Raw genomic sequence first — 23937 nt, forward strand, 5'->3', positions numbered from 1 at the left:
CCGTTTTTGTTCATTTTGATGTACTAAGTTTTTACTCGAATATCCTTTTACTGAATTCTTGTTTTAACTGTTGAAAATCTTGTTTAGGTTCCTTACAAATAAAGATAGTTTGATACAATTCATCCTCCTTTTTAGCATAGGCATTGTAAACCGTCCTGACAGGAATTACGGTTTTGAAATAAGGTTCAAAAAAGTCTTTTCCATCTGCTTTACTTTCCCTGAGGGCAATTATTGTTTCGGGGATTTCTCCTCTGTCGGGCGCCCAGTTATAAAAACTTCCATGATATGAGAACGCATCGGGAAGATCATATTTTTTACCTCTCAATTTTAAAATTCCCGCCTGCGAATAGTGCTTTCCCCAAATCAGCGCGTGCGCCTTCTCAACGGTTGAAAGACTGTCATATACGGTTTTGATCGCCGAAAGTGTTTTGTCCCATTTTTCGTCAGAGTAGTATTCTTCGAAGCGGATCCCGTATCTCCCCCCCTTAACGTCCAATGCTTCGTATGGATAAATGTGTGCAATATATTTGTTCAAGGGATAAACAGCCATTCCAAAAGGAACTAGCACAAAACCCGAGAGTAATACAGCACATAAGGGATAAAAAGACCATTTTGATCTTTCGAAAAAATAGTTTTGCCAAAAAATAGCGCCGAATGGAATTAGGGTTAATATAATCGGGTAAAAATAATAAGCTTTGCCCTTGTTGACTAATAATGCCGTGAAGGAAAAAAGAATACCAAGGCCAATAACTTTTAAAAACTTTTGTTTGGTCATAACCAAAAATAAAATCGCTGGCAATACTATGAAAACAGCATTTAATGGATTGATGGATATAAATAGATCAACTAGTATATCTCCGCGTTCCAATTTCTCCAACTGTGTTTCTTTAAGCCTTTCCATCATTTGAAAAAAAGGTAAATTGTTTTGGAATTGCCAAATAATGTTGGGCGTTATAGCTATAAAAAAAACAAGAATGTTTTTCCAAAACTTTTGATGAATCAATGCATCCTTCGTTCTCTTAAAGAATAAAAGACAACTTAACCCTACGATGAAGAACACACTGTCATACTTGAACAGGAAACCACAAATTGAAAATAAAGTTAAAAGCCATAGGTACTTGTTGTTCAATTTTTTACAATATGCTAGCAAATAGTAAAAGCTAATTAGCCAAAATAGCTGGCTAAATACCACAGGTTGAAGTAACTGTTGCGAACGTTCAAATCCTGGAGCAATAATAACAGCCAATAATGCCAAGATTAGCGCCTTTTCTTTTCCGTCTAACAGAAGGATTGTTTTAGCTACGAAAATGATAATCAGTATTGAACATATATGTGGGAACACATGTTGGACAAATGTAGAGTCAGCACCTAATAGATTCTGAACAAAGGCGATAACCGCTATGAGCGGCGGGAATTCCATATAGCCAAAGTTAAGATGGTTACCTGTTTCTATGTGCATCAACTCATCACCTTGAAATCCGGAGTTATGATCCGCTATCAAGTGAATGGTAAGTTTTATTAGACAAAATATAGATATAATTATTTTGCTGTTTCTATCCATCTGGTATAATTAAACAATGGGGCGATTTTTGAACAGGGCAGGACACTCAGACCTTTGCTTTACGGATGTTAAATTATACAAGATTAGGTTTAACATAGCGTTGAGAAATTATCTAAACATTTTGCTAAAATAATGAAAAATGCTTAAAGAAAAATCTTCACGAATTTTTTTCGATATGAAGACTTCTGCGCTATAATACACACTAGTGTGGAGCTGTCTAATGTAGTTGTTGGTAAATAGCGCCAAAATACTACCTTCAGTTATACCGGTTATTTTTCGTCGTTTTTAACAAAAGCCTTGATCATAAAAACAGCCATTGTGCGTCCCACAATGGCTGTTTTACTAGAAAATAAACCTAATCTAGTTATTGTGCGGAAAGATTAATTTTGCGCTCAATCATCACATTATCGCCGGTGACAGCATTGCCATCTTTGTCGACCAAAGATAGTTTAACCGTTGTCTCACCCATCGGCAGGTTTAAGATTTCGTAAGGTACCCACTGATCAAGTGTAAATTCTTGACCATTGATATCTGCTTTGACTTTATGTCCGTCTGCACCTAATGTGCCGTTTGCAACAAAGAAATCGAGCAATAAAGCTTTTGTATCATCACCTTTATACTCGCCTTTCGGACGACTATAGAAAAGCGCAATATCTTTTGGAGCTGGCTCTTCGGTCAACTTGCCCGTCGCATCAATCTTAAACTTGATCAATTTATGTGCCTCTGGGGTCTTGATCGCCTCATGGTAAGAACGCGAAAGGAATGACATCAAGTAGTGCTCGGAGTTCAAAGCTACAGTCGCGCTATGTTCCGGTTTGTAAAGTGCCGCATAAGGCTTGTTATCTAGTATAAAATGGATATGTTGCCCTTCGTGCGAGTTTGCCATATGGTGATCATGCTCCGTCTGCTCGGTCAGCTTGAAGTTGCTTACATCATATTTCACGGTAATTTTTGCCGAATCTGCACCTACTTTTTCGGAGGTAATAGAAGCTATTTTCAAGCTCGCTCCAGGAAATTCCTTAGAATGCTGCAGCGGATTGACGGCAATAGCTCCTACAGAATCTTTTAGCGCAGTAGAATCCTGCGTTTCACCATTGCTGTTTTTCGTTGTCGGATTACAGGCTACAACCGATGCAGAAACTGCCAATACGGCCATCATACCTGTGAATGTACTCATTTTCATATCGTTGGATTTAAATGATTGAATTTGTTTACCTGATATCTAACAAACCGAAAGCAAAAAGGTTTTTTATTGAAACACAATGTCCAAGGCACGTTTTATTGCTAACACCGTTCGTTCCAGATCATCTTCCGTATGTGCACTCGAGATAAACCCAACTTCGTAGCCCGATGGACCAAAATAGATACCCTGATTCAGTAGAGATCGATGCATGATTTTATACTTTTCCATGGACTGTGGATCAATCTCGTCGGCACGCTTGATCGATTCTTGCGTGGTAAACGCAAACCAAAATATGGAACCTATCGTGAAAATTTTTACTTGGTAGTCTTTTTCGGTGATGTAAGCACGCAGTGTGTCGACGAATTGTAAGGTTGTCTGTTCCTGTTTTTCGTAAAACCCCGGCGAAGCAAGTTGGCGCAACGTCGCGATCCCCGCTGCCATGGCTACGGGATTTCCGGATAGCGTTCCGGCTTGGTATACGCCTCCGTCAGGAGAAATATGTCCCATTAATTCGTGCGATGCACCATAAGCTCCTACCGGCATACCGCCGCCTATAATTTTACCATATGTGATGATGTCTGGGTGCACGCCGTAGTAATGCGCAGCACCTTGGAACCCCAAGCGAAACCCCGTGATCACTTCGTCAAAAATCAATAGCGTACCCTGTTCCTGTGTGATTTTTCTTAAGAAATCGATGTAGGCGTGATCTTGAATCAACAAGCCATTATTTGCTGGAACACCCTCAATGATAACAGCCGCAATTTGATCCTTGAAGGTAACAAAGACTTCTTCTAATGCCTGCGTGTCGTTCAACGCGATAACGATGGTTTCATCAGCGAAGGCTTTGGGAACGCCTGCGGACGAGGTTTCGCCAAATGTGACTAAGCCTGATCCGGCTTTGACAAGCAGGGAGTCCGAGTGCCCATGGTAGCAGCCCTCGAATTTCACGATTTTATCTCTCTTCGTGTACCCTCTCGCCAGACGTATCGCAGACATTACCGCCTCCGTACCGGAACTCACGAAGCGAATTTTTTCGATATAGGTATTGTTGCTTAAAATAAGTTCGGCTAATTCATTTTCCAATTGGGTGGGTGCGCCAAAGCTCAGCCCTTTATCGAGCTGCCCGGCAACAGCATTCCTAATTTCTGCATTGTTGTGGCCTAAAATAAGAGGACCCCATGAGCAGCAATAATCGATAAATTCGTTACCATCAGCATCCCATAAATGTGCTTTATCGCCGCGTTCAATAAAAAGCGGGGTTCCGTAAACCGATTTAAAAGCCCGCACCGGTGAGTTTACGCCCCCCGGAAAAAAGTGCTTTGCTTTCTCGAAAAGCTCGGCCGATTTTTCTCTTGATATATCGTGATATTCTTCTGTCATTGTTGATGCAATTTGATGGCTAAGTTATCCAATTTATAGCAATAGACCCTCATCTTTAGGTCAGTATTCTATGGCGTTGTTACAGGCTAAACTACGCTTTTAGCCAACCCTTTTCCAATACTTCCTTCGCATGGTAGGTAAGGATAGAGGTGGCTCCAGCTCGGCGAAAGCTAAGCAGAGTTTCCATGATTGAACGTTGTTCATCCAGCCAACCGTTTTGTACAGCAGCCTTCAACATTGCATATTCTCCAGATACGTTATATACAGCAATAGGAAGATCAAAATTGTCGTGCAGTAGTTTCACAATGTCTAAGTAGGGCAGGCCAGGCTTGACCATGAGAAAGTCGGCACCTTCCTGCATATCCAGTTGTGCTTCTATGAGCGCTTCTCTGCTGTTGGCAGGGTTCATCTGGTAACTCTTTTTATCGCCGGCTTTAGGCGCGGAGTTTAACGCATCACGAAAAGGTCCGTAAAATGCAGATGCATATTTTGCCGTGTAAGACATTAATGACACCTGTTTGAAACCGTGCGTATCAAGCAGCTCCCTGATGTAGCCTATACGTCCATCCATCATGTCGGAAGGTGCGATAATATCGGCACCGGCTTCCGCATGTGCCAAGGCCATTTTTCCAAGAATTTCGAGGGTCTCATCGTTCAGGATTTCGCCATTATGCACCAGGCCATCATGGCCGTCTGAGCTATAGGGATCCATAGCAACATCTGTGACGACACAAGCTTCCGGAAAATTTTTCTTTACTTCTTCGATGGCGCGAAGATAAAGGCTACCTTTCTTGTAGCTCACGGTAGCCAGCTTATCTTTTAGCGAATCTTCAATATTAGGAAATAGGTCAAAGGATTTTAAGCCCAGCTTCAAACAACTTTCTATTTCACGCAGGAGGTTATCAATCGAATACCGGAATATTCCCGGCATAGAAGAGACCTCTGTTTTCTGTCCCTGTCCATCTACGATGAATAAAGGGAAGATCAGATTCGCTGCAGAAATATGATTTTCCTGCACCATATCGCGGATGACCGCTGATTTTCTATTTCTTCGAGGGCGTTGTAACATATGTTGATTGCATTAAAAGTAAAAAAGCTGATCGTTCAGCTTTTCCATAATATTAATAGTTTAAACCAAAGATGGCTTCCGATAAGCCAATTTCATCAGGCGTGAAAGGTAGGGTATAGGATAGGCCCATGGCCTCGATACTTTTTGCGGTCGAATAGCCAATACAAATGATTTGCTGCCCTGGGTCGACTAAATTCTCTCGAAAATAAGCCTCTACATTGCTCGGACTTGTAAAGATCAATACATCCGCATTGGATTTATCGACATTTTCTTCCAATACCGTTTCGTAAATAGGCATATCGATGATTTTCGTGTCTGGCGTTAAGGCTTGCTGTATAGACATGAGGGAATCTTTTGCACGGGGAATAAATACCGTTTGACCGTCAACACGTTTTGCAAATTCTTTAGCGATATCTTCGGTCTTGATGCCTAAGTTGTCTCCAGAAAAATCTGCTACGCGGTCGTACTTCCGCAGCGCATCTTCCGATCCTCGTCCCAAGACCGCGAGTTTTGTGCGTTTCAAGATGACTGGATCGAGTTTGAAAAAATGGTCGATAGCATTTTTGCTATTGAAAAAAATCCAGTCCGCACGCTTCAGGATAAATGAATCCAACTTGTTTATAGTGGGATATATTTTTATGAGTGACCGCGCATCGATCTGAATTTTATGCTTGGCTAGGTAACGGCCGAGGTAAGAATTCTCATCCAGGTCTCGCGTGATAAAAACACTCGAAGGCATTTTTCTGCCTTTTTGAAACTTCGAGAAAATGTGTTCCGCCATACCTTCGGTAGACGCCGACTGGTAATATAGGCGATCCGGGAAATCCTCGTTGTCTTCCGCGATAGAGGTCCAGGCTTCATACTTTCCACTTTCGGTTTTCCGGCAAAAACAGCCTAGGGGAGCATGACATCCCCCGTCAAAGAGGTTGAGTACCTTGCGTTCTACAGCGATGGTACGCGCCACTTCGCTGTCATTGATTTGCTGCAGCGTTTCGAAAAGCTCTTGATCCGATTCGCGGATCTGTATGGCCAAAACACCTTGTGCAGGTGCAGGAACCACCTCTATAGGAGCAATCTCTTCAATATGAAAATCTGAAAGATCCATATCTATCCGCATCACGCCAGCTTTGGCCAAAACAATCGCATCATACTGCTCATCCCGCAATTTTTGAATACGAGTTTGTAAGTTTCCGCGAAGGTCCGTAAATTCCAAATCAGGTCGTAAAGACAGAAATTGTGCTTTTCTTCGGTTAGATGATGTGCCTACCGTAGCGTTGTGTTTTAAAGAAAGTCTCTTCTTCAGGTCAACACAATCTTTATGGATGATGATCAACTCGGCGGGATCCTCACGTTCCGATACGGAAGCGATGATTAGTCCGGGAGGATTTACTGTAGGAAGATCTTTATGCGAGTGAACAGCAAGGTCTATTTGGCTAGATAACAATTCTTCCTCTAACTCCTTGGTGAAAAATCCCTTACCTTCCAGTTTGTCTAACCGCAAATGTTGAATAATATCACCTTGTGTTTTGATTATCTTTAGTTCAGACTCCACGCCAATTTCGGAAAGACGGGCTTTAACGTGATTGGCTTGCCACAATGCGAGCTGACTACCCCGGGTTCCAATAATAAGTTTCCTATTCACTCTTGATACTTTTGTATGTTGAAAATGCGTACAAAGTTAACCAAATAGTCATACAATCCTGACTTATAATGTCAGAATTAGGCTACATTTCAAAACTGCTGAAACGCGTTAATTAATTTCAGATTGGGAGTTTTTAACCAGAATCTCTTTCGCCATTAACATCGGAACTTTGATGTATTTTTTCTCCATATAGTTAATGACTTTCTCTAAAACCTCACGAGCTTGTGGATCGAGTTTCTGTACATCTTGCGCAAAAACTTCATTCAGCGCAAAGGATTTAATTTCCTTTATTTTCTCAGGCACCTCACGCATAGCCACTTCGACTCTACGTTGTTTGACCAGCGGAAGGAACTCTTGGATATTTTGTTGAATGATAGCATCAGCGCTATCCAATTCATTATAACGGTCTTGCTTATTTTTTTCCGCGATAGCTTGTAAGCTGCTTACCTCGATGTAATGCATAGGGAACGATGCGACAACTTCTGCATCAACATCGTTAGGCACGGCGAGGTCAACAACCACTTTTTTATCCGTTTCGCCATTCAATAATGAATGGTATAGATTACTGTCGATAATGGCTTCTGGAGATCCAGTACAAACAATCATTACATCAAACCCCTTTTTATATTTGCCTAACTCAGATAGGGGATAGGCTTCGGCATTTAGCTCTGTCGCTAACTTTTGCGCATTCTTCAATGTACGATTGAAGACCACAAAATTGGAATGTTGATGTTTCTTTAAATATTTTGCTAGGTTTTGGTTGGTTTCCCCAGAGCCAATAACCAATATACGAGGATTTTGAGCGAGCTTGATTTCTTTGAGCTTGCGATAAGCAAGTGAAACCACGGAGATAGGATTGCGAGAAATGTTAGTGTAGGTGTAGACTTCTTTCGCTGTCTTTACCAATCGGTCCATGACCAAGCGTAAATAATCTCCCGTAAAACCAGCTTCGCGGCATCTTTCGTAAGCGCGCCGCACCTGGGCCAAAATTTCTTTCTCGCCGACAACTAAGCTTTCTAACGAACAAGACATGCGAAACAAATGTGTTAAAGCGTCCATGCCCGAATAGCGTGTTACTTGCCCAAGATAGCACTGCAAGCGCTCACTAGGAACACAAAAGTTCATCCGGTGCATGAAATTTGCAATAAAATCATCATTGAGTTCATGCGCGCCAGAAAAAACAAACTCCACACGATTGCACGTTGCAATGTAAAAAATCTCTGGAATGTCGAGCGTATTCTTTAGGTTAATCAAGCGTTCTTCCAACTCCTCGTTGCAGATTACCAAATTGCCCAAGTCTTTTAATTCGACGTGCTTGTGGGTAAATGCTATTACTTTTAAATTCTTCAAAGCTTATCTTGCTCTATTTTTCTCCCTGCAAATGTAGATGAAAGCAAAAGGTTTTCTGTCAAAAATCTGTCAATACGGAGAATTTAGAATGATTTTAAATAGTATCGAGTTTTTGATAATTATCTATCTAACAGTTTGTTGTGTGTGTTATCGGCAATAGTAGTGCGCCTGGGTGCCAATCTCTTGCGAAATACATCCGTTATGCACCGTATTTTTTTTCATTTTTCTACAAAAGCCTGTAAAAATCGGCCGATAATTATAAATCTTTGTATACAAATTTAGAGCATATGTATATCCTTAGAAAACCAGTAGCGTTAACAGGCATTTTCATCTCGGCGCTTGCGCCTGTCTTTCTTCCCTTTTTAAAAGTGCCTGTCAAAGGAAATTGGAATTTATACCAAACGGACGTCAGTTTGTTTTTTGTTACCTACGGTTTATTGGCACTCTGCGTACTCGCATTCTTTTTGCGCAATGTCACTTTTTATCGGCTATGTAGCAAATTGTATTTGGGTTGGTGCGTCGTAGGTTTCCTTGCCGTTTATTTTAAAATCCACAACTACTTCGGGATGAAATTTGTAGACGGTTTGCTGTCGCAGAGCCTGCACCTGAAATGGGGCTGGATTGTTTTATTTGCTGGAAGCCTCATTCTCTTATTTAGCGTACAAAAGAATACGCTTACTTCGGTATCCGAACTGGGTAATGAAGCTTAGTGAGTAAGGTCTTAGGCGAGGTCTTTGTGGAAACAAATGTTGCCCCGAAGACCTCGCTTCACAACGACCTACAGGTATCAGCGTTTATTCGGGCGGTGACTGATAAAGTGATCTTTTAATTTATCCAATCCGATGTTTTCTTCGGGCTTGTCTAATTCAAAGCGCCAAATTTTAGTATCCATGATCTCGTCATTATCTTTGGACTGGATCAAGTCGAGTGGTTTCACGCGAAACTCTTTCACGATCGGAGCCTTCGCCGTATGAGCTTGCATACTGGCTCTAATGATTTGAATGTGAAAAGTAGGCCATTTGCCCACAGTGCTGAAATTTGCCGTGTAAAACTGTACAAAATCCTGCCGAGGCACCTTTTCCGCAAATAGACCAGTCACCTTATTACCGCTTGTTTCGCTAATGGAAACCAATAATTCGAAAGAGGCGTGGTTTACTATGAAAAACTTCGCTAGGCCATCACGTTGCTCCCCCTCAATTCCCAAATAGATACCACGCTCGACTATGGGCAAGTTTGAGGCTAACGAGGATGTTGTTTTCACCTCCTCATCATCCACATGGCGCATATTGCCGTGTACCAATGTGATCTTACTCACCAACACCGGAATTTCAAATCCAGATTCATCCGTAACACCGACGATATCATTGTTTTGAAAGGAAGTGATACGCCCTTCTATAGGTTCGTCTACGAAACGAACTAAATCTCCTATTTTATACTTCATTTTCTAGTTGTGCTTATTTTTAAAACCATCGATATGTTCCAGTAAATGCTGTACATCCTCTTCTGTATTATATAGATGTAAACCTATGCGAATGCCACTACCGCGTGGGAAACACATGATACCAGCATCCATCAAAGACTGATAATGTACCTGGGGGAGCTGTATATTGATTAAACTCGAGCGGCTTTCCCGGGCCGCGATTTCGGGCAACAATAAGTGACGACCGGCCAGTTCTTCATGCGCAAATTGGGAAAGATGCTGGATATGGTTCCGGATTTGCTCGAAGCCAAGTTGTGTCAAGAATTTTGAAGACTCTCCCAAGGTTCCATGGCTCAGTGTATCCTGATGTCCGGGCTCAAAGAACGTTTGCAAGATCGATTTCTGCTCCCACATGGCCTCTTGCGGTCGGGGGACCTGTGTCAGACCCTTTTCTAGCGCACGCATGAACTGCTCACTTAGCAAAAGAAATCCGTTTCCAAAGCCCGACATAAGCCATTTGTAACCGCTGCCACCCAATGCATCAAATCCGGACGTATTAAACGAAAAAGGCTCCGTTCCCAAATATTGCGTTCCATCTCCAATGATGAGCACATTCGGGTAGGCCTGCTTCAGTTCTTTGATAAAGTCCAGATCTATTTTCATGCCGCTGATGTATTGCACTATGCTCAAGGCAAATACATCAGGTTTAAATTGTTTGAAAGCTTCCCAGATATGGGTTTCCAAGTCTGCATCAACGACAACGTGTTGGTGCGGGAAGCGCCTATTGATCACAGGGTAGTTAAGCGATGGATAGTCCTCATCCAGCAGAAGAAACTTCGTATCCGCCGGCAACCTGTCCAACAGGGTGCTGTAGCCGAAAGAAAAATTGGGCGTACAAAAAACCTGTTGGCTATTTACATCAAAGGCCTGGCCAATAGCTTCCCGAACCGATTGGATGAGCTCGCCCTGCTGGTTGCGCAGTAAGCTATCTGGCTCAAAAAAAGCCTGCTCTCGCTGTGCACGCCACGCGTGCACCTGCGTGGGAACCAAACCATTTCCAGGCGTGTTTAAATAGTTGATGCCTTGCGGTATGTCAAAATATTGCTTAAAGTGCATGTGCTGTAAAATGTTGTTGCTGCAGCAAGCTATAATAGGACTCTCCCGGCATAAAGGACGCGCCTAAAGACGAGAGATGTTCCGAATAGACTTGGCAGTCGATAAGCTTAAAATCAAAATGTTTGCAGAGGTAGATCAGTGCCATTTTCGAGGCGTTGGAAACATGTGAAAACATACTTTCACCACAGAAAACGCTACCGATTTGAATACCGTAAAGCCCACCGACTAATTTGTTTGCTGGCGTGTAAACTTCCATGCTGTGGGCATAGCCAAGCTCGTGGAGTTTGATATAGGCTTTTTGCATGTCATGGGTAATCCAGGTGCCATCCTGTTCTGCCCGCGGTGTGGCTGCACAATGCGCGATGACCTCCGCAAAGGAGCGGTTGTGCCTCACAACTAAATCGCTATTGCGTAAAAATTGCCGCATGCTTTTACTGATTTTTATGTCCTTTGGCTGCAGCACGAAGCGCTCGGGTGGTGCGTACCACAAGATGGGCGTATCGGCCGAATACCAAGGAAAGATACCATGCTGGTAGGCTAAAAGAAGGCGTTCTACAGATAAATCGCCTCCCACAGCCAGCAGCCCATCTTCATCAGCTAGTGAAGGATGTGGGAATAGCAGTTCGTTATCTAACCGGTAGGGCATAAGGTTGTACAGCAAAAAAAACCAGATGGCTAATCTGGTTGTCTAGGTTCTTTACTTATTTCTTCAAAAAGCTTGTCCATGTGCTCTACATACTCATTGGTATCGTCCAGGAAGAATTCCAATTGTGGTACTATCCGGGCTTGGTTCTTAATGCGTGTGCCTAGTTTATAGCGTATTTCGGTAGTCTTCGCTTGAATGCTGGATAGATCGTCTTTCGCTGTTTTCGTATTTAAAAAGCTTAAATACACACGCGCAATGGCTAAATCAGGCGTAACGCGAACCCGTGTAACGGTTATAAAAGCGCCTGGAGCCCAGCTATTGCCTTCTCGCTGAAAAAGCTCAGCAAGATCTTGTTGAATAACCCCTGCAAATCGTTGTTGTCGTTTACTTTCTGTTCCCATAACATGTTATTTTCTCTATTACCATAAAATGTAAGTAAGCAGACCAGCTACCTCTTACAAAGGTAACAATTAAAGCTGATTATCGTGTTAAAAGAAAAGCGTATCACAGGTCGAGATACGCTTTCAGAACAAAATTAGTTTATAAATGGTTAGCTGTATTTTTTCAAGATTTCAGACCTTCGTCTATCAAATTTAGTTCGTTTACTCCTGGTAATAAAGTGTAAGTATCAACTCACTATCTTTATTTCTATTTCTTCCATTTCCCCTTTACTTCTACAAACATAGGTATATAAACTATTCGTGCAAAGACTTTTTTTAAAATAAAGTGAGTGATCACTTTTTTGTATCTATTTCTTGGTTTTTTGAAGCATGTAAATTAACCTCCTTTGTTTGCGTTGTACTTTACTGTAGACCATGCCAACGGCTGTAAGCGTCAGTAAACTTTTGTGAGTACTATACCAGAAATGCTTTACGATTGTTCGCAAAGAATAGTAAATTTGGAGCGCCGTGGATGAACGGTTTATAGCGAAAGCTTCTATTTCCGATAATATTAAAAAAGCAAGCAAATGAAAATTTGGCAAAAAAATATAAATGTAGATACGTTTGTTGAGACGTTTACGGTAGGCAATGATCGTGATATGGACATGCACTTGGCCGCAGCGGATGTATTAGGGTCGCTTGCCCATACGCGCATGCTTAATAGCATCGGCCTATTACCGGAGGACGATCTAAACGCGGTACAGCAAGAACTCAAAACGATCTACAAACAAATAGCCAATAAAGAATTTAACATTGAAGAATCTGTAGAGGATGTACATTCACAAGTGGAGATGCTGCTCACCCAGCGCATTGGCGAGGCAGGAAAAAAAATTCACTCGGGTCGATCACGTAACGACCAGGTACTTGTCGATTTGAAACTCTATTTCCGTTCTGAAATAGAAAGTCTGGTTCAGGATGTGGATGCGCTATTCAGCACCTTGATCGGTTTAAGTGAAAAACATAAATCGGTTTTGATTCCGGGATACACACATTTACAAATTGCTATGCCATCTTCTTTCGGCTTATGGTTTGGCGCCTATGCTGAGAGTTTGGTTGATGATTTGGAGCTACTGAAAGCCGCTTGGAAGGTGTGTAACAAAAATCCGCTAGGTTCCGCTGCGGGATATGGCTCCTCCTTTCCATTGGACCGTACCATGACGACGAAGCTACTTGGCTTTGACGATCTGAATTATAATGTCGTGTATGCGCAAATGGGACGTGGCAAGACCGAACGTATTATTGCACAGGGTATGAGCGCTATTGCGGCGACATTGGCTAAGTTTGCCATGGATGTTTGCCTATTTATCAACCAAAACTTCGGGTTTATATCGTTTCCAGCGCATCTTACAACGGGGTCCAGCATTATGCCGCATAAAAAAAATCCGGATGTCTTCGAGTTGATTCGTTCGCGATGCAACAAGATCCAAGCGCTACCCAATGAAATTGCGCTCATGACGACCAATTTACCCTCAGGCTACCACCGCGATCTGCAGTTGCTGAAAGAGAATCTATTCCCGGCATTTCAATCGCTCAGTGATTGCTTAAAGATCACCAGCTTTATGTTGGGGCATATCACGGTGAAGAATAATATCCTCGAAGATCCGAAATACGATTATTTGTTTAGCGTGGAGGTAGTAAACAACGAAGTATTGCGCGGTGTACCCTTTCGGGAGGCTTACCGAAACATTGGTATAGCTATTGACGAGGGGACATTTCAGCCATCAAAAGAGGTTCACCACAGCCATGAGGGCAGTATAGGTAACCTCTGTAATGAAGAGATCAAACGGATGTTTGAAGAGGTTAAAAATTCATTTCATTTCGAGAAGGTGCGGCAGGCGCTAGCCTCGTTGCTCCAATAATATCAGTTTATATCACATGCCCCGACAACATGATTACAGGTTGTCGGGGCATTTCGATTAGCTACCTTTTTGGATAGAAAACCTATATATGGTCTTTGACTCGAAAACCTCACCCGCTGCTAACCTCGTACTCGGAAACGATGGTTGGTTAGGGCTGTCGGGGTAGTGCTGGGTTTCAAAACAAAACGCCGAACGCGAGAAATAGGTGCCTCCAGATTTCCCTGTGTCATTCCCGGTAAGGAAATTACCTGTATAGAACTGTACAGCAGGCTCGGTCGTGAAAACATCAAGTTTGATTCCTGATGAGCTTGCATGGGCCGATGCGGCGGGCAATGAAAAGGGCTGGGTGTTTACAAAACTGTGGTCATAGCCACTGCCATGAACAAGCTGTTTTTCCTGTCTGTCTATATCTGCAAACACCTGCTTGGGGGTGCGAAAGTCAAAGGCCGTATCATCCACAGGAGCTTCGATACCCTCCGGAATTTGATTTTCATCGATAGGGATAAAGTGATCGGAAGGTATCGTCACCCAATGTTGCAAGATATCGCTATGGCCCTCCCCATCTAGGTTAAAATAAGCGTGGTTGGTAAGGTTGATCACCGTTTCTTCATCTGTTTCTGCTTTGTAGCTGATCATGATTTCGTTGTCCTCGGTAAGTTCATAGGAGACACAAACTTTCAGATTGCCGGGAAAACCTTCTTCGCCGTCTTCGGATACATAGTAGAAGTCTATTTTGTTAGTGAACGACACTTGTCTATCCCATACTTTAGTGTGGAAACCGGTCGGTCCGCCATGTAGGCAATTGCTCCCATTGTTCTGCTCCAATATATAGTTTTGGCCACCGATAGAAAATTCGCCGTTGGCGATACGATTGGCATAACGGCCTATCGTGGCGCCATGATATTGCTCATCAGCGTTGATATATTCTTGAATGCTATTAAAACCCAGTACGACGTCTCGTAAATCACCGAACTTATCCGGAACCAATATACTCACTATACGTGCTCCGTAATCTGTAAAAGCTACCTGCATGCCCGAACGGTTTTTCAAGACAACGAGGTGCGTATTTTTTTGCTCAATTTTGTATTCGAATGCGGCTAGGTCTGGAAGTTTATATGCCATGTGTGTTTTGCGTAGATTTCTATAAAAATACGGAATACTGCTGATACGAAGAAGCAAAACAGCGAAAACAATCTTTTCTTCATCGCTGTGTAATAGCGTTCAGCAGCTTGTTTATTAAGTCTTTAACGCAGCCTATTCTATGTATGTAAAAGTTCGCAGGGGGTAATTGTAAGGAGCGTTGGTATTTATTTTCCTTACCGCAAAAGGAGAAATCTTATATTTGCGCAAAGCAAAAACTACATTTTACATGAATTGGAAACAATTGCTTTCGGCAAAACGATGGGGTTACGAAGATCGTGCAATCAATGATCATCTCGATGCGCGCTCCGAATTTCAGCGCGATTATGATCGGTTGATTTTTTCATCGCCGTTTAGAAGATTACAAAACAAAACACAGGTTTTTCCCCTTCCGGGTGCTGTCTTTGTGCATAATCGGCTTACGCACAGCCTGGAAGTTGCAAGCGTTGGACGGTCTTTGGGACGACTTTTTTACAACCTGATGAAGAAGGAAAATCCAGATATCGATACCGAGTATCCCTTCCTGCAGGAAGTGGGCAATATCATTTCTTCGGCTTGTTTGTCGCATGATTTAGGAAACCCTGCTTTCGGGCACTCCGGGGAGGCTGCTATATCTTCCTACTTCACGGAGGGCGCCGGCATCAAATATAAAGAGCAGGTATCGTCGAAAGAATGGGCAGATCTGATCCATTTTGAAGGTAACGCTAATGCGCTGCGGATTCTTACGCATCCTTTCAATGGCAAAGATAAAAAGGGCTATGCCTTAACGTATGCGACTTTAGCTTCTATTGTAAAATATCCTTGTGCTGCGGTCGACGGACACGTGAGTGGAAATCATCACCGGAAAAAGTATGGGTTTTTCGAGTGTGAGGCAGAAAGCTTTGCACAAATTGCTGCGGAGTTAGGGCTTGAAAAAGATCCAACCAATCCGCGTGGGTATCTGCGCCACCCCTTAGTCTACCTCGTCGAGGCGGCAGATGATATTTGCTATAATATTATCGACCTCGAAGACGCCCATCACCTGAAGATACTTTCGTATAAAGAAGTAGAAGAATTATTGTTGCCTCTATGCGGAGGTGAAAATCTTGAAGTTCGCTTGGAAGGCTTGAAAGATACGGGTAGTAAGGTGGAGTTGCTTCGAGCAAAAGCGATCAACACACTGATCAATGCATGCGCAGAAGTATTTGTAAAAAATCAAGATAAATTTTTGGCAGGTACCTTTGCAAGTGCCTTGATGGATGCGCTGGACGAACCTATCGTGGCGCAGATGAAAAAGATATCAAAAATATCTGTAGCAAATATATACAATGCCCCAACGGTGGTTCAAATAGAAATTGCAGGTTACAAGGTAATGAATGCGCTCTTGGAAGAATTTGTGCCGGCTTATTTGAAAAGCAATAAGACCATGTTCGACCGTAAGCTGGTTGCTATGATTCCAGAACAATTTCATACCGATAGGGCAGATGCCTATGGGAAGATTCGGGCTGTCCTCGACTTTGTATCCGGTATGACCGACGTGTATGCTATTGATTTGTATCGTAAAATTAAAGGCATATCCATACCTACATTAGATTGATAAAGGTAGCTTTTGACTTCTAACTTTTTACTTTTTAATTTTGACTTTTTACTTTTCCAATGAAAGTAGTAATCGCTGAAAAACCATCTGTAGCAAGAGATTTGGCTCGTGTCATGGGCGCAAAGGAGGTGAAAGACGGCTATATTGCCGGTAATGGTTTCGCGTTTACCTATGCATTTGGGCATCTGGTACAACTTTGTACGCCGCAGGCATACGGCTATGCGACCTGGTCTGTTGCTAATTTGCCTATTGTTCCGGCAGCTTTCCAGTTAGAAGCAAAAAAAGTAAAGCGTGATGGAAAGCAAATGGATGATGCAGGTGCTGTCAAACAACTCAACACGATAAAGCATCTGTTGGCACAGGCGGAGGAGATTATTGTTGCGACGGATGCTGGGCGCGAAGGCGAACTGATCTTTCGAAACATATACTACTTTTTAAAATCAAAGGTGCCCTTTAAGCGATTGTGGATTTCTTCGCAGACGGATAAGGCCATCAAGGAAGGGTTTGCCAACCTAAAAGAAGGAACCGAATATGACAGCTTGTATATGTCTGCTCGATCTCGATCCGAATCCGACTGGCTGATCGGTATCAACGCCACACAAGCTTTGACGCTGGCAGCAGGTAATAAGGGTTTGCTATCCCTAGGTCGCGTGCAAACACCGACGCTGGCCATGATCTGCTCGCGTTATCTAGAAAATAAAGATTTCAAGCCGCAGGCCTTCTATAAGATACAGGCGGGATTCGAAAAGGACAACATTAAGTTTAAAGCCACGTCCAACAAAATCGATAAAAAGGAAGATGCCGAACAGGCCATCGCCAAGATCACGGTAGGATCTGAGGCTAGGGTCGTCAAAGTAGAGGCCAAGGAAACAAAAGAACCACCCCCGCTTTTGTTTGATCTTACATCGTTGCAGCAAGATGCGAATAAGAAATACGGTTATTCCGCTGACCAAACCTTAGGTATTGCACAGACACTCTACGAAAAGAAAGTAATTACCTATCCCCGTACCGGCTCGCGTTATATCGGTGAAGATGTTTTCGAAGGCATTGGCGACCTTTTTCAGCATTTAGCGGACACCGCCGATGAAAATATTGCCGCAATCAGTAGAAATTTAATAGGTGCCAAATTAAATAAGCGCTCCGTAGATGATAAGAAAGTCACCGATCACCATGCCCTATTGGTGACTGATGAAAAGCCGGGCCCAATGCCTAAGGATCAGCAAAATATCTACAACATGATTGCGAAGCGGATGGTCGAAAGTTTCTCCGAGGTCTGTTTGAAAGATATCACAACGGTTATCATAGACGCGCATGGGGTCGAACTTATTGCAAAAGGAACCGTTATTCGCCAATATGGCTGGCGCCTGTCACCCGACCAGGTTGAATCGCCCGATGAAGATAAAAACGCCGACGATCAGGATAACGAAAATGCACAATTGCCAAAGCTGTTGGCCGAGGAATTACTGGAAATTCTCTCGCTGGAGCTGGCAGAACGCCACACCAAGGCGAGACCTATCCATACGGAGGCCTCCTTGTTGAAAGCCATGGAAACATCCGGCAAGGAAATTGAAGATGAGGAGATGCGGCAGGCCATGAAAGATTGTGGACTCGGAACACCAGCCACACGTGCAGCAACCATTGAAACGCTTTTTCAACGCGATTATATCAAACGTGATAGGAAGAAGCTTATCCCTACGGAGAAAGGTTTAGCCGTCTATCAACTCGTAAAAGATCGCTCGATAGCGAAGGTAACCCTCACCGGGAAGTGGGAGCAAAAGCTGGAAGAGATGCGAGCAAATAAAGTGTCATACGATGTATTCATGAAGCATATCAAAGACTACACCGTAAAGATTACGAAAGAATTGCTGACGCTCCGCGTTGCTATACAGCAAGAAGAAATTAAACCGCTGCAGAAGGGAAAAATAAAATGTCCGAAATGTGATGCGGGAAACATCCAGCTATACGAAAAGGTTGCGCAATGCGATCATTATGCCCGCGGTTGTGATTTTAAAATATGGCGTACGTTGCATGGGGTTTTCTTAGAGGAGAAAGAGATGAAGAATTTATTGGAAAAAGGAAAGACTACCGTTTTGAAAGGCGTACGAAACAAGGGGGGGCAGGCAGGTGAAGGCACGCTAGTATTACAAGATCTGAAAGTTATCGTGGCGTAGCCAGTCGTGTGAAACTGCCGGTGCGCTTTTAAAATTGACGCACAACAAACAAAATCACTTCCAAAAACCGATATATTTGTCCGCTATGGCTTCAAAACTCTATAATCCCTTTTTAGACTTCAAATTCAATAACGAAACCTGTTTTCTATCGGGAGAGGTGTTGAGCTCACGCGACGAGCAAATACAAGTCTTTCCGCTATGGATGATGAGAAAATTCGATCTGGAAGACAAGCCTTTCCGTATGTTGGATGAAAACATCGTCAATTATAAGTCGCTGAAATTGCCTTGTTCAGTGGCTACAGCAGGGTTGTTTGAGGAGTTAGAGTTGGAAATCGAACAGGCCATGGAGCAGGGCTATGATGCGGTGATAAACGTTCCGGAAATCAGGCTCTTCCAATGGGTCGCCAAGATTTTATATGGTGTAGTGTTTAACGAGATTCAGTCTGGCGTGCGGCAAGCCATGCTAAGCGGCGAACCGATGAATTTTTCGCAAGCTTTGGTGCACAAGTTTCGCAACCTGCACGCCATGTTGCAGTCCCTCCGTGTGGCTATGGAGTTTGAAAACCGGAACCCGTTTTCCGTTCTCGTGTTGCCTGTGGACAATCCAGAAGCACATTTCAATTACCGCGATGAAATCAATACCTTGATTTTTTCGTTTAGAATGAACGATTTCGCTATCATAGCGACATTGCAAGACAATGGAACACATGCCGTCTATCATGAAGACATCTTACAGGCTATTGCAGGCCAACGGCTGCACCCCGTTCAATTTGAAGAAGTTTGTGCCCGGTATTTTTATTCTGCCTATTTGTTTAACCGCTTACCGGATTACACATACATGGAGACGCCGGATAAAATTTATGTGGAGCCGATGCCCCTAAATGACTGGACGATGAAGCCTATATTTGACAATTGGCAGTTTAAAACATACGGACAGGTATTGGAAAATTTTTGGAAGCCATGGGGCTTTACCTTATTTGAAATTATCAAAGATCCGGAACATCCGATGACCTTTCTACGGACTGAAGACGGATCTTTTAAGAAGGACCTAGATTTGGCGAAAGCCTAATTAATCCGTAAATTTAACGGAAAGAGGTGATTATGAGAAGCTGGAGACTATTATTTTTTCTTTTCTTGTTCGTACAAACTGTGCAGGCGCAATCGGCTGTTGATTCCCTTATTGTAACGTCTGTGGATACTTACCCGCAGTTTCGAAGTGGCGCGGGCAGTTGGAATAAATTTGTGCAGGCTAACCTCGATGTTCGTAAGCTTGTAAACAGTATAGATAGTACATCGTATGTGGATTACGGCTTACGCCAAACGGCCGTCTTGGAATTTACGGTGTGTGAAGATGGTGAAGTTTGTGATGTAGCTATTATCAACAAAAATAAGATCAGTCCCGAATTTGCGGAAGAGGCATTGCGCGTGATGCGTAAGTCACCGAAGTGGATACCTGCCAAAAAGGAAGGTAAGGGCGTGCGAACACGCATCAAGCAATCCATTACCGCGTTGCTGGATCGCTAGAAGCAGCAACGCGGTGCAGCACTTTTTTGAACATACTTGCGGACATACTTTTATCGCCGCAATGCATCATTTTTCCTGGATTCAAAAAGCTATCAAGGCAACGATTTTTCGAAGCGTATCATCGCTTCATCGATCACGCCTTTGGTCACATTGAGATGCGGTCTAAACCGGATGCCGCGCTCCCCGCAGCCTAAGATCAATAATTTGTTGCTCATGGAGCGTGTGATAAACTCGTTCCGCTGACTTTCCGTCGCAAAGTCTACTGCTACCATAAGGCCCAATCCACGTGCATTGCTTAGATAGTGCTTTTTCTTCTCTAGATCATAGACCTTTTGCAACAGGTAATTTCCTGTCGATTCCGCATGTTGTACTAGCTTTTCATTTTCAATAATTTCGAGTATATATTGAAAGCGAACCATATCAATGAGATTTCCGCCGAAGGTGGAATTGATCCGGCTGGATTCACGAAACACATGTTTGTCCACACGATCAAATTTCTCCTTATTGGCTAATATGCCACACACCTGTGTTTTTTTGCCAAATGCGATCAGATCCGGTATAATGTCAGCATGTTGGTAAGCCCACATTTTTCCAGTCATTCCTAAGCCAGTCTGTACCTCGTCCATAATCAATAATATGTCGTGATGATCGCATATCACCCGCAATGCTTGAAAAAAATCTTTTCGGAAATGATTATCGCCGCCTTCTGCTTGGATCGGTTCTATAATGATACACGCGACTTCATTCGGCGCTTTTGCAATAGCCGCTTCAATCTGTGCTATGGCTTCCTGCTCTTTCCTGACGGTCGACGCGATGGAAGATTCCGTTAATGGAAAGTTTAGTTTTGGATTTGATATCCTTGGCCAATCAAACATCGGGAAATACATGTACTTCCTCGGGTCATTTGTGTTGGTTAAGGATAGTGTGTAGCCAGATCGACCGTGGAAGGCCTGTTTAAAATGAATGACTTTTGATGCTTGTGTATGCGCGCCATTAGCCATATTGAGTCGTGTTTTCCAATCAAAAGCGGCCTTCAGGGCATTTTCGACAGCTAGTGCGCCGCCATCGATGAAGAAACAGTATGGTAGTTGTTCGGGAATGGCTACCCTGGAAAAGGTTTCTACCACTTGGGCATAAGCCTCTGGGTATATATCAGACATTGCAGGCTTATTAATAGCTAACTCACCGAGCTCCTTTTGTCTAGCCAGGATGTATGGATGGTTATAGCCGACAGCTGAGGAAGCGAACATAGAGAACATGTCAAGGTATTCGTCGCCGTTTATGTCTTTTAAGTAGGAGCCTTGGGAATTGGCCAAATCCATAACTAGCGGTAGGCCATCAGCAAGGATGTGTTTGGATAGTAGTTTATGTAGATCTCTCATCAGCGAAATAGTTAAGAATAGTTGAAATGCGTGTTAGAAAGTTTAAAAGTTGAATTTTATCCCTTGCGCGAGTGGTAGCGTGTTGCTGTAATTTATGGTGTTCGTTTGTCTGCGCATGTAAGCTTTCCAAGCGTCAGAACCTGATTCGCGACCACCACCTGTTTCTTTTTCGCCGCCGAATGCGCCTCCAATTTCTGCTCCAGACGTTCCGATATTCACATTGGCGATGCCGCAATCGGATCCGCGGTGGCTCAGAAAGTGCTCGGCTTCTTGAAGATTGTTGGTCATTATCGATGAGGACAATCCTTGTGCCACAGCATTTTGTAAGGCGATAGCCTCGCTTACTTCCCCGCGGTATTTTATCAAGTAGAGAATAGGTGCGAAGGTTTCTTTTTGAACGATGGCATAGTGATTCTCCACTTCAGCTATTGCAGGCTTGACGTAGCAATTGCTTTCGTAACCCTCGCCCTGCAGCACTTGGCCCTCAACTAACAGGGTGCCGCCTTCTTTTTTTATTTCGCTCAATGCCGACAAGTAGTGTTTTACAGCATCGGTATCAATCAGCGGCCCAACGTGATTTTCCGTGTCTAGTGGGGTTCCGATTTTCAGCTGTTGATATGCGCTTGTTAATGCATCCCGAACGTGTTCATACACATCTTCATGAATGATAAGCCTTCTTGTACTTGTGCAACGTTGTCCGGCAGTGCCAACCGCCCCAAACACAGCAGCCATTATCGTCATTTTTAAGTCGGCATGAGGAGTAACGATAATAGCATTGTTTCCTCCCAGTTCTAAAAGAGATTTGCCTAAACGCGTCGCAACCGTAGCGGCCACCTGTTTGCCCATGCGCGTGGAACCTGTTGCCGAAATAAGATCGATTCGGGCATCTTCTGCCATCCAGCGTCCTACATCGGCGGATCCTGTGCAGATTGAAGATATTCCTTCTGGCAAATGGTTAGCAGTAAGCACTTCTGTCAAAAGTTTCTGGCAAGCAATGCTGCACAGTGGTGTTTTCTCACTTCCTTTCCAGATAATGACGTTGCCACAGACCAGGGCAAGTGCAGCGTTCCATGCCCATACAGCAACGGGAAAGTTGAAAGCGGAAATGATGCCAACCACGCCTAGCGGATGGTATTGTTCATACATACGATGTGCCGGCCTTTCAGAATGCATCGTAAATCCGTAAAGTTGCCTAGAGAGTCCGACAGCAAAATCGCAGATGTCAATCATTTCCTGCACTTCGCCAAGCCCCTCCTGGTAGGATTTGCCCATCTCGTACGACACCAATCTTCCTAGCTCATTTTTGTGCAAGCGCAATTTCTCTCCAAACTGGCGGACTACTTCCCCCCGGTTTGGGGCAGGTAGATTAGACCAAGCGCTTTTCGCTGATAAGGCGGTGGTAATGGCTCGCTCATAATCCGGCATAGCCGTGCACGACACATGGCCAATACTTTTTCCGTCCACGGGCGAGCGGGATTCGATGCGGTCTCCGCTGCCGAACCATGCTGTTCCGGTGGACGTACCTTTGTGATGGTTCTCTATGCCTAATGATTTTAATTCTTCGTTTATCATATTGTGGTTAATTTTGTTCTATCTATTTATAAATATATCGAATTTTATTTTAAATTATAGTATGTGTGTTGAATTTGATGCGTTGCATAGCATTATTTGATGCCTAATGAATAGGAGAGGCCGTGTCCTGGAGGCATGCGGTAGGAAGAGGAAGGTTAGATGCTCGCAGATGCAGAAACAGGCTTGGTGCGCGGTGCCACACTGCCAGGACATACTGTACAAACCGCTTAATCTGCATTCTTTTTTCCAGATAGACCGTCTACGCGCCGACCTCATAACGAATGAGGATCGATGTAGAATAGTGTCAGGTATGTCCAGTTTTTCCGAGCAGGTGGCGCCAAATGGCGGGTAAACAGGAGCGTCGGATAAAAATATCCCACAGATCCCCAGTGCCTTGCGGTGTTTTGGCAAGAAATAAGCGGGGATTGTTTGCAGGGGTTGTGCCAAAGTTCTATCTTTGCACCACTCCGCAAGGGAGGGACGATTGAAAAGCGAACACGAGGAGATGGAAAAGCCTGTATACAAGGGGCGTTCCGCCGGTTTTTGCCCTTTGGGGCAGCGAAAAAAAAGTTCAACTTTATTTTGCGGATCCGGAAAAATCTTCTACCTTTGCAGTCCCAACGAAACGGAGGGAAACAAAAAAAGATAGTTCGGGCAGCGATGCCACGATATATAGGATGCCAAAGCGCGACGCGGCGGCGATAACAGTTCTTTAAGAGATATGATCATGTAGCGTAACGAGTAGTCGGAAGATGAAAGTTATACACTAACAAACAAATCAACCTGTCAGTTCGGAACGTAAGATACAACAAAAACGATTCTGATTATTTATTGATAAATAGTCGGGAGTCGAACAATTCATTTTTACAATGGAGAGTTTGATCCTGGCTCAGGATGAACGCTAGC

General features: G+C 43.5%; 19 protein-coding genes. 6 read left to right on the plus strand and 13 right to left on the minus strand.

What is annotated here, in order from left to right; all coding sequences use genetic code 11:
- Window positions 1–31: 31 nt before the first annotated feature.
- From B0I21_RS10195 to hemA, 6 genes are all read right to left on the minus strand, one after another.
- Window positions 32–1561, minus strand: coding sequence for a glycosyltransferase family 39 protein (locus tag B0I21_RS10195; RefSeq protein ID WP_133640349.1), 1530 nt, complete (start codon window positions 1559–1561; stop codon window positions 32–34).
- A gap of 364 nt (window positions 1562–1925) precedes the next feature.
- A complete protein-coding gene (locus B0I21_RS10200) occupies window positions 1926–2738 on the minus strand; it encodes a hypothetical protein (protein WP_243836022.1) in 813 nt (270 codons plus the stop codon).
- Between the two features lie 72 nt (window positions 2739–2810).
- Window positions 2811–4124, minus strand: coding sequence for a glutamate-1-semialdehyde 2,1-aminomutase (gene hemL, locus B0I21_RS10205; protein ID WP_133640351.1), 1314 nt, complete (start codon window positions 4122–4124; stop codon window positions 2811–2813).
- A 91-nt stretch (window positions 4125–4215) separates the two neighbouring features.
- Window positions 4216–5193, minus strand: a complete 978-nt coding sequence (hemB, locus tag B0I21_RS10210) for a porphobilinogen synthase (protein ID WP_133640352.1) — start codon at window positions 5191–5193, stop codon at window positions 4216–4218.
- 52 nt (window positions 5194–5245) lie between these two features.
- Window positions 5246–6835, minus strand: coding sequence for a hydroxymethylbilane synthase (hemC, locus tag B0I21_RS10215; RefSeq protein ID WP_133640353.1), 1590 nt, complete (start codon window positions 6833–6835; stop codon window positions 5246–5248).
- A gap of 108 nt (window positions 6836–6943) precedes the next feature.
- Window positions 6944–8185 carry a glutamyl-tRNA reductase gene (hemA, locus tag B0I21_RS10220; RefSeq protein ID WP_133640354.1) on the minus strand — a complete coding sequence of 414 codons (1242 nt, stop codon included), beginning with the start codon at window positions 8183–8185 and terminating at the stop codon, window positions 6944–6946.
- A gap of 287 nt (window positions 8186–8472) precedes the next feature.
- Here hemA and B0I21_RS10225 point away from each other — a divergent pair, with 287 nt between their 5' ends.
- Window positions 8473–8895 carry a hypothetical protein gene (locus B0I21_RS10225; RefSeq protein WP_133640355.1) on the plus strand — a complete coding sequence of 141 codons (423 nt, stop codon included), beginning with the start codon at window positions 8473–8475 and terminating at the stop codon, window positions 8893–8895.
- 77 nt (window positions 8896–8972) lie between these two features.
- Here B0I21_RS10225 and B0I21_RS10230 read toward each other — a convergent pair whose 3' ends face one another.
- From B0I21_RS10230 to rbfA, 4 genes are read right to left on the minus strand one after another with little or no spacing between them, the layout of a single operon-like run.
- Window positions 8973–9626, minus strand: a complete 654-nt coding sequence (locus B0I21_RS10230) for a hypothetical protein (RefSeq protein ID WP_133640356.1) — start codon at window positions 9624–9626, stop codon at window positions 8973–8975.
- A gap of 3 nt (window positions 9627–9629) precedes the next feature.
- Window positions 9630–10721 carry an aminotransferase class V-fold PLP-dependent enzyme gene (locus tag B0I21_RS10235; RefSeq protein WP_133640357.1) on the minus strand — a complete coding sequence of 364 codons (1092 nt, stop codon included), beginning with the start codon at window positions 10719–10721 and terminating at the stop codon, window positions 9630–9632.
- The gene (gene aat, locus B0I21_RS10240; protein WP_133640358.1) at window positions 10711–11367 is read right to left on the minus strand and encodes a leucyl/phenylalanyl-tRNA--protein transferase; all 657 of its coding nucleotides are present in this window, start codon (window positions 11365–11367) and stop codon (window positions 10711–10713) included. The genes B0I21_RS10235 and aat overlap by 11 nt, the downstream gene beginning before the upstream one ends.
- A gap of 29 nt (window positions 11368–11396) precedes the next feature.
- Window positions 11397–11768, minus strand: coding sequence for a 30S ribosome-binding factor RbfA (rbfA, locus tag B0I21_RS10245; RefSeq protein WP_133640359.1), 372 nt, complete (start codon window positions 11766–11768; stop codon window positions 11397–11399).
- Between the two features lie 566 nt (window positions 11769–12334).
- On the opposite strand from rbfA, the gene argH reads away from it, so the two are divergent.
- Complete coding sequence (argH, locus tag B0I21_RS10250) at window positions 12335–13666, plus strand: argininosuccinate lyase (protein ID WP_133640360.1); 1332 nt, start codon at window positions 12335–12337, stop codon at window positions 13664–13666.
- A 57-nt stretch (window positions 13667–13723) separates the two neighbouring features.
- Here the strand turns inward: argH and B0I21_RS10255 are convergent, their stop codons facing one another.
- Complete coding sequence (locus tag B0I21_RS10255) at window positions 13724–14788, minus strand: aldose epimerase family protein (RefSeq protein ID WP_133640361.1); 1065 nt, start codon at window positions 14786–14788, stop codon at window positions 13724–13726.
- Window positions 14789–15035: 247 nt separating this feature from the next.
- On the opposite strand from B0I21_RS10255, the gene B0I21_RS10260 reads away from it, so the two are divergent.
- The 4 genes from B0I21_RS10260 to B0I21_RS10275 all read left to right on the plus strand — a co-directional run bounded on the left by B0I21_RS10260 (window position 15036) and on the right by B0I21_RS10275 (window position 20077).
- Window positions 15036–16382 (plus strand): deoxyguanosinetriphosphate triphosphohydrolase, encoded by a 1347-nt coding sequence (locus B0I21_RS10260; RefSeq protein ID WP_133640362.1) that lies wholly within the window; start codon window positions 15036–15038, stop codon window positions 16380–16382.
- 59 nt (window positions 16383–16441) lie between these two features.
- Window positions 16442–18553 carry a type IA DNA topoisomerase gene (locus tag B0I21_RS10265; RefSeq protein WP_133640363.1) on the plus strand — a complete coding sequence of 704 codons (2112 nt, stop codon included), beginning with the start codon at window positions 16442–16444 and terminating at the stop codon, window positions 18551–18553.
- An 85-nt stretch (window positions 18554–18638) separates the two neighbouring features.
- Window positions 18639–19622: a hypothetical protein gene (locus B0I21_RS10270; protein ID WP_133640364.1), complete on the plus strand. Its 984-nt coding sequence runs from the start codon at window positions 18639–18641 to the stop codon at window positions 19620–19622.
- 32 nt (window positions 19623–19654) lie between these two features.
- Complete coding sequence (locus tag B0I21_RS10275) at window positions 19655–20077, plus strand: energy transducer TonB (protein ID WP_133640365.1); 423 nt, start codon at window positions 19655–19657, stop codon at window positions 20075–20077.
- Window positions 20078–20169: 92 nt separating this feature from the next.
- On the opposite strand, the gene lat is transcribed toward B0I21_RS10275, so the two are convergent.
- Window positions 20170–21459, minus strand: a complete 1290-nt coding sequence (gene lat, locus B0I21_RS10280; RefSeq protein WP_243836024.1) for an L-lysine 6-transaminase — start codon at window positions 21457–21459, stop codon at window positions 20170–20172.
- Between the two features lie 42 nt (window positions 21460–21501).
- Window positions 21502–23031, minus strand: coding sequence for an L-piperidine-6-carboxylate dehydrogenase (gene amaB / locus B0I21_RS10285; RefSeq protein WP_133640367.1), 1530 nt, complete (start codon window positions 23029–23031; stop codon window positions 21502–21504).
- Window positions 23032–23937: the final 906 nt, after the last annotated feature.

It is taken from the genome of Sphingobacterium paludis, from assembly GCF_004364125.1.
GTDB lineage: Bacteria > Bacteroidota > Bacteroidia > Sphingobacteriales > Sphingobacteriaceae > Sphingobacterium > Sphingobacterium paludis.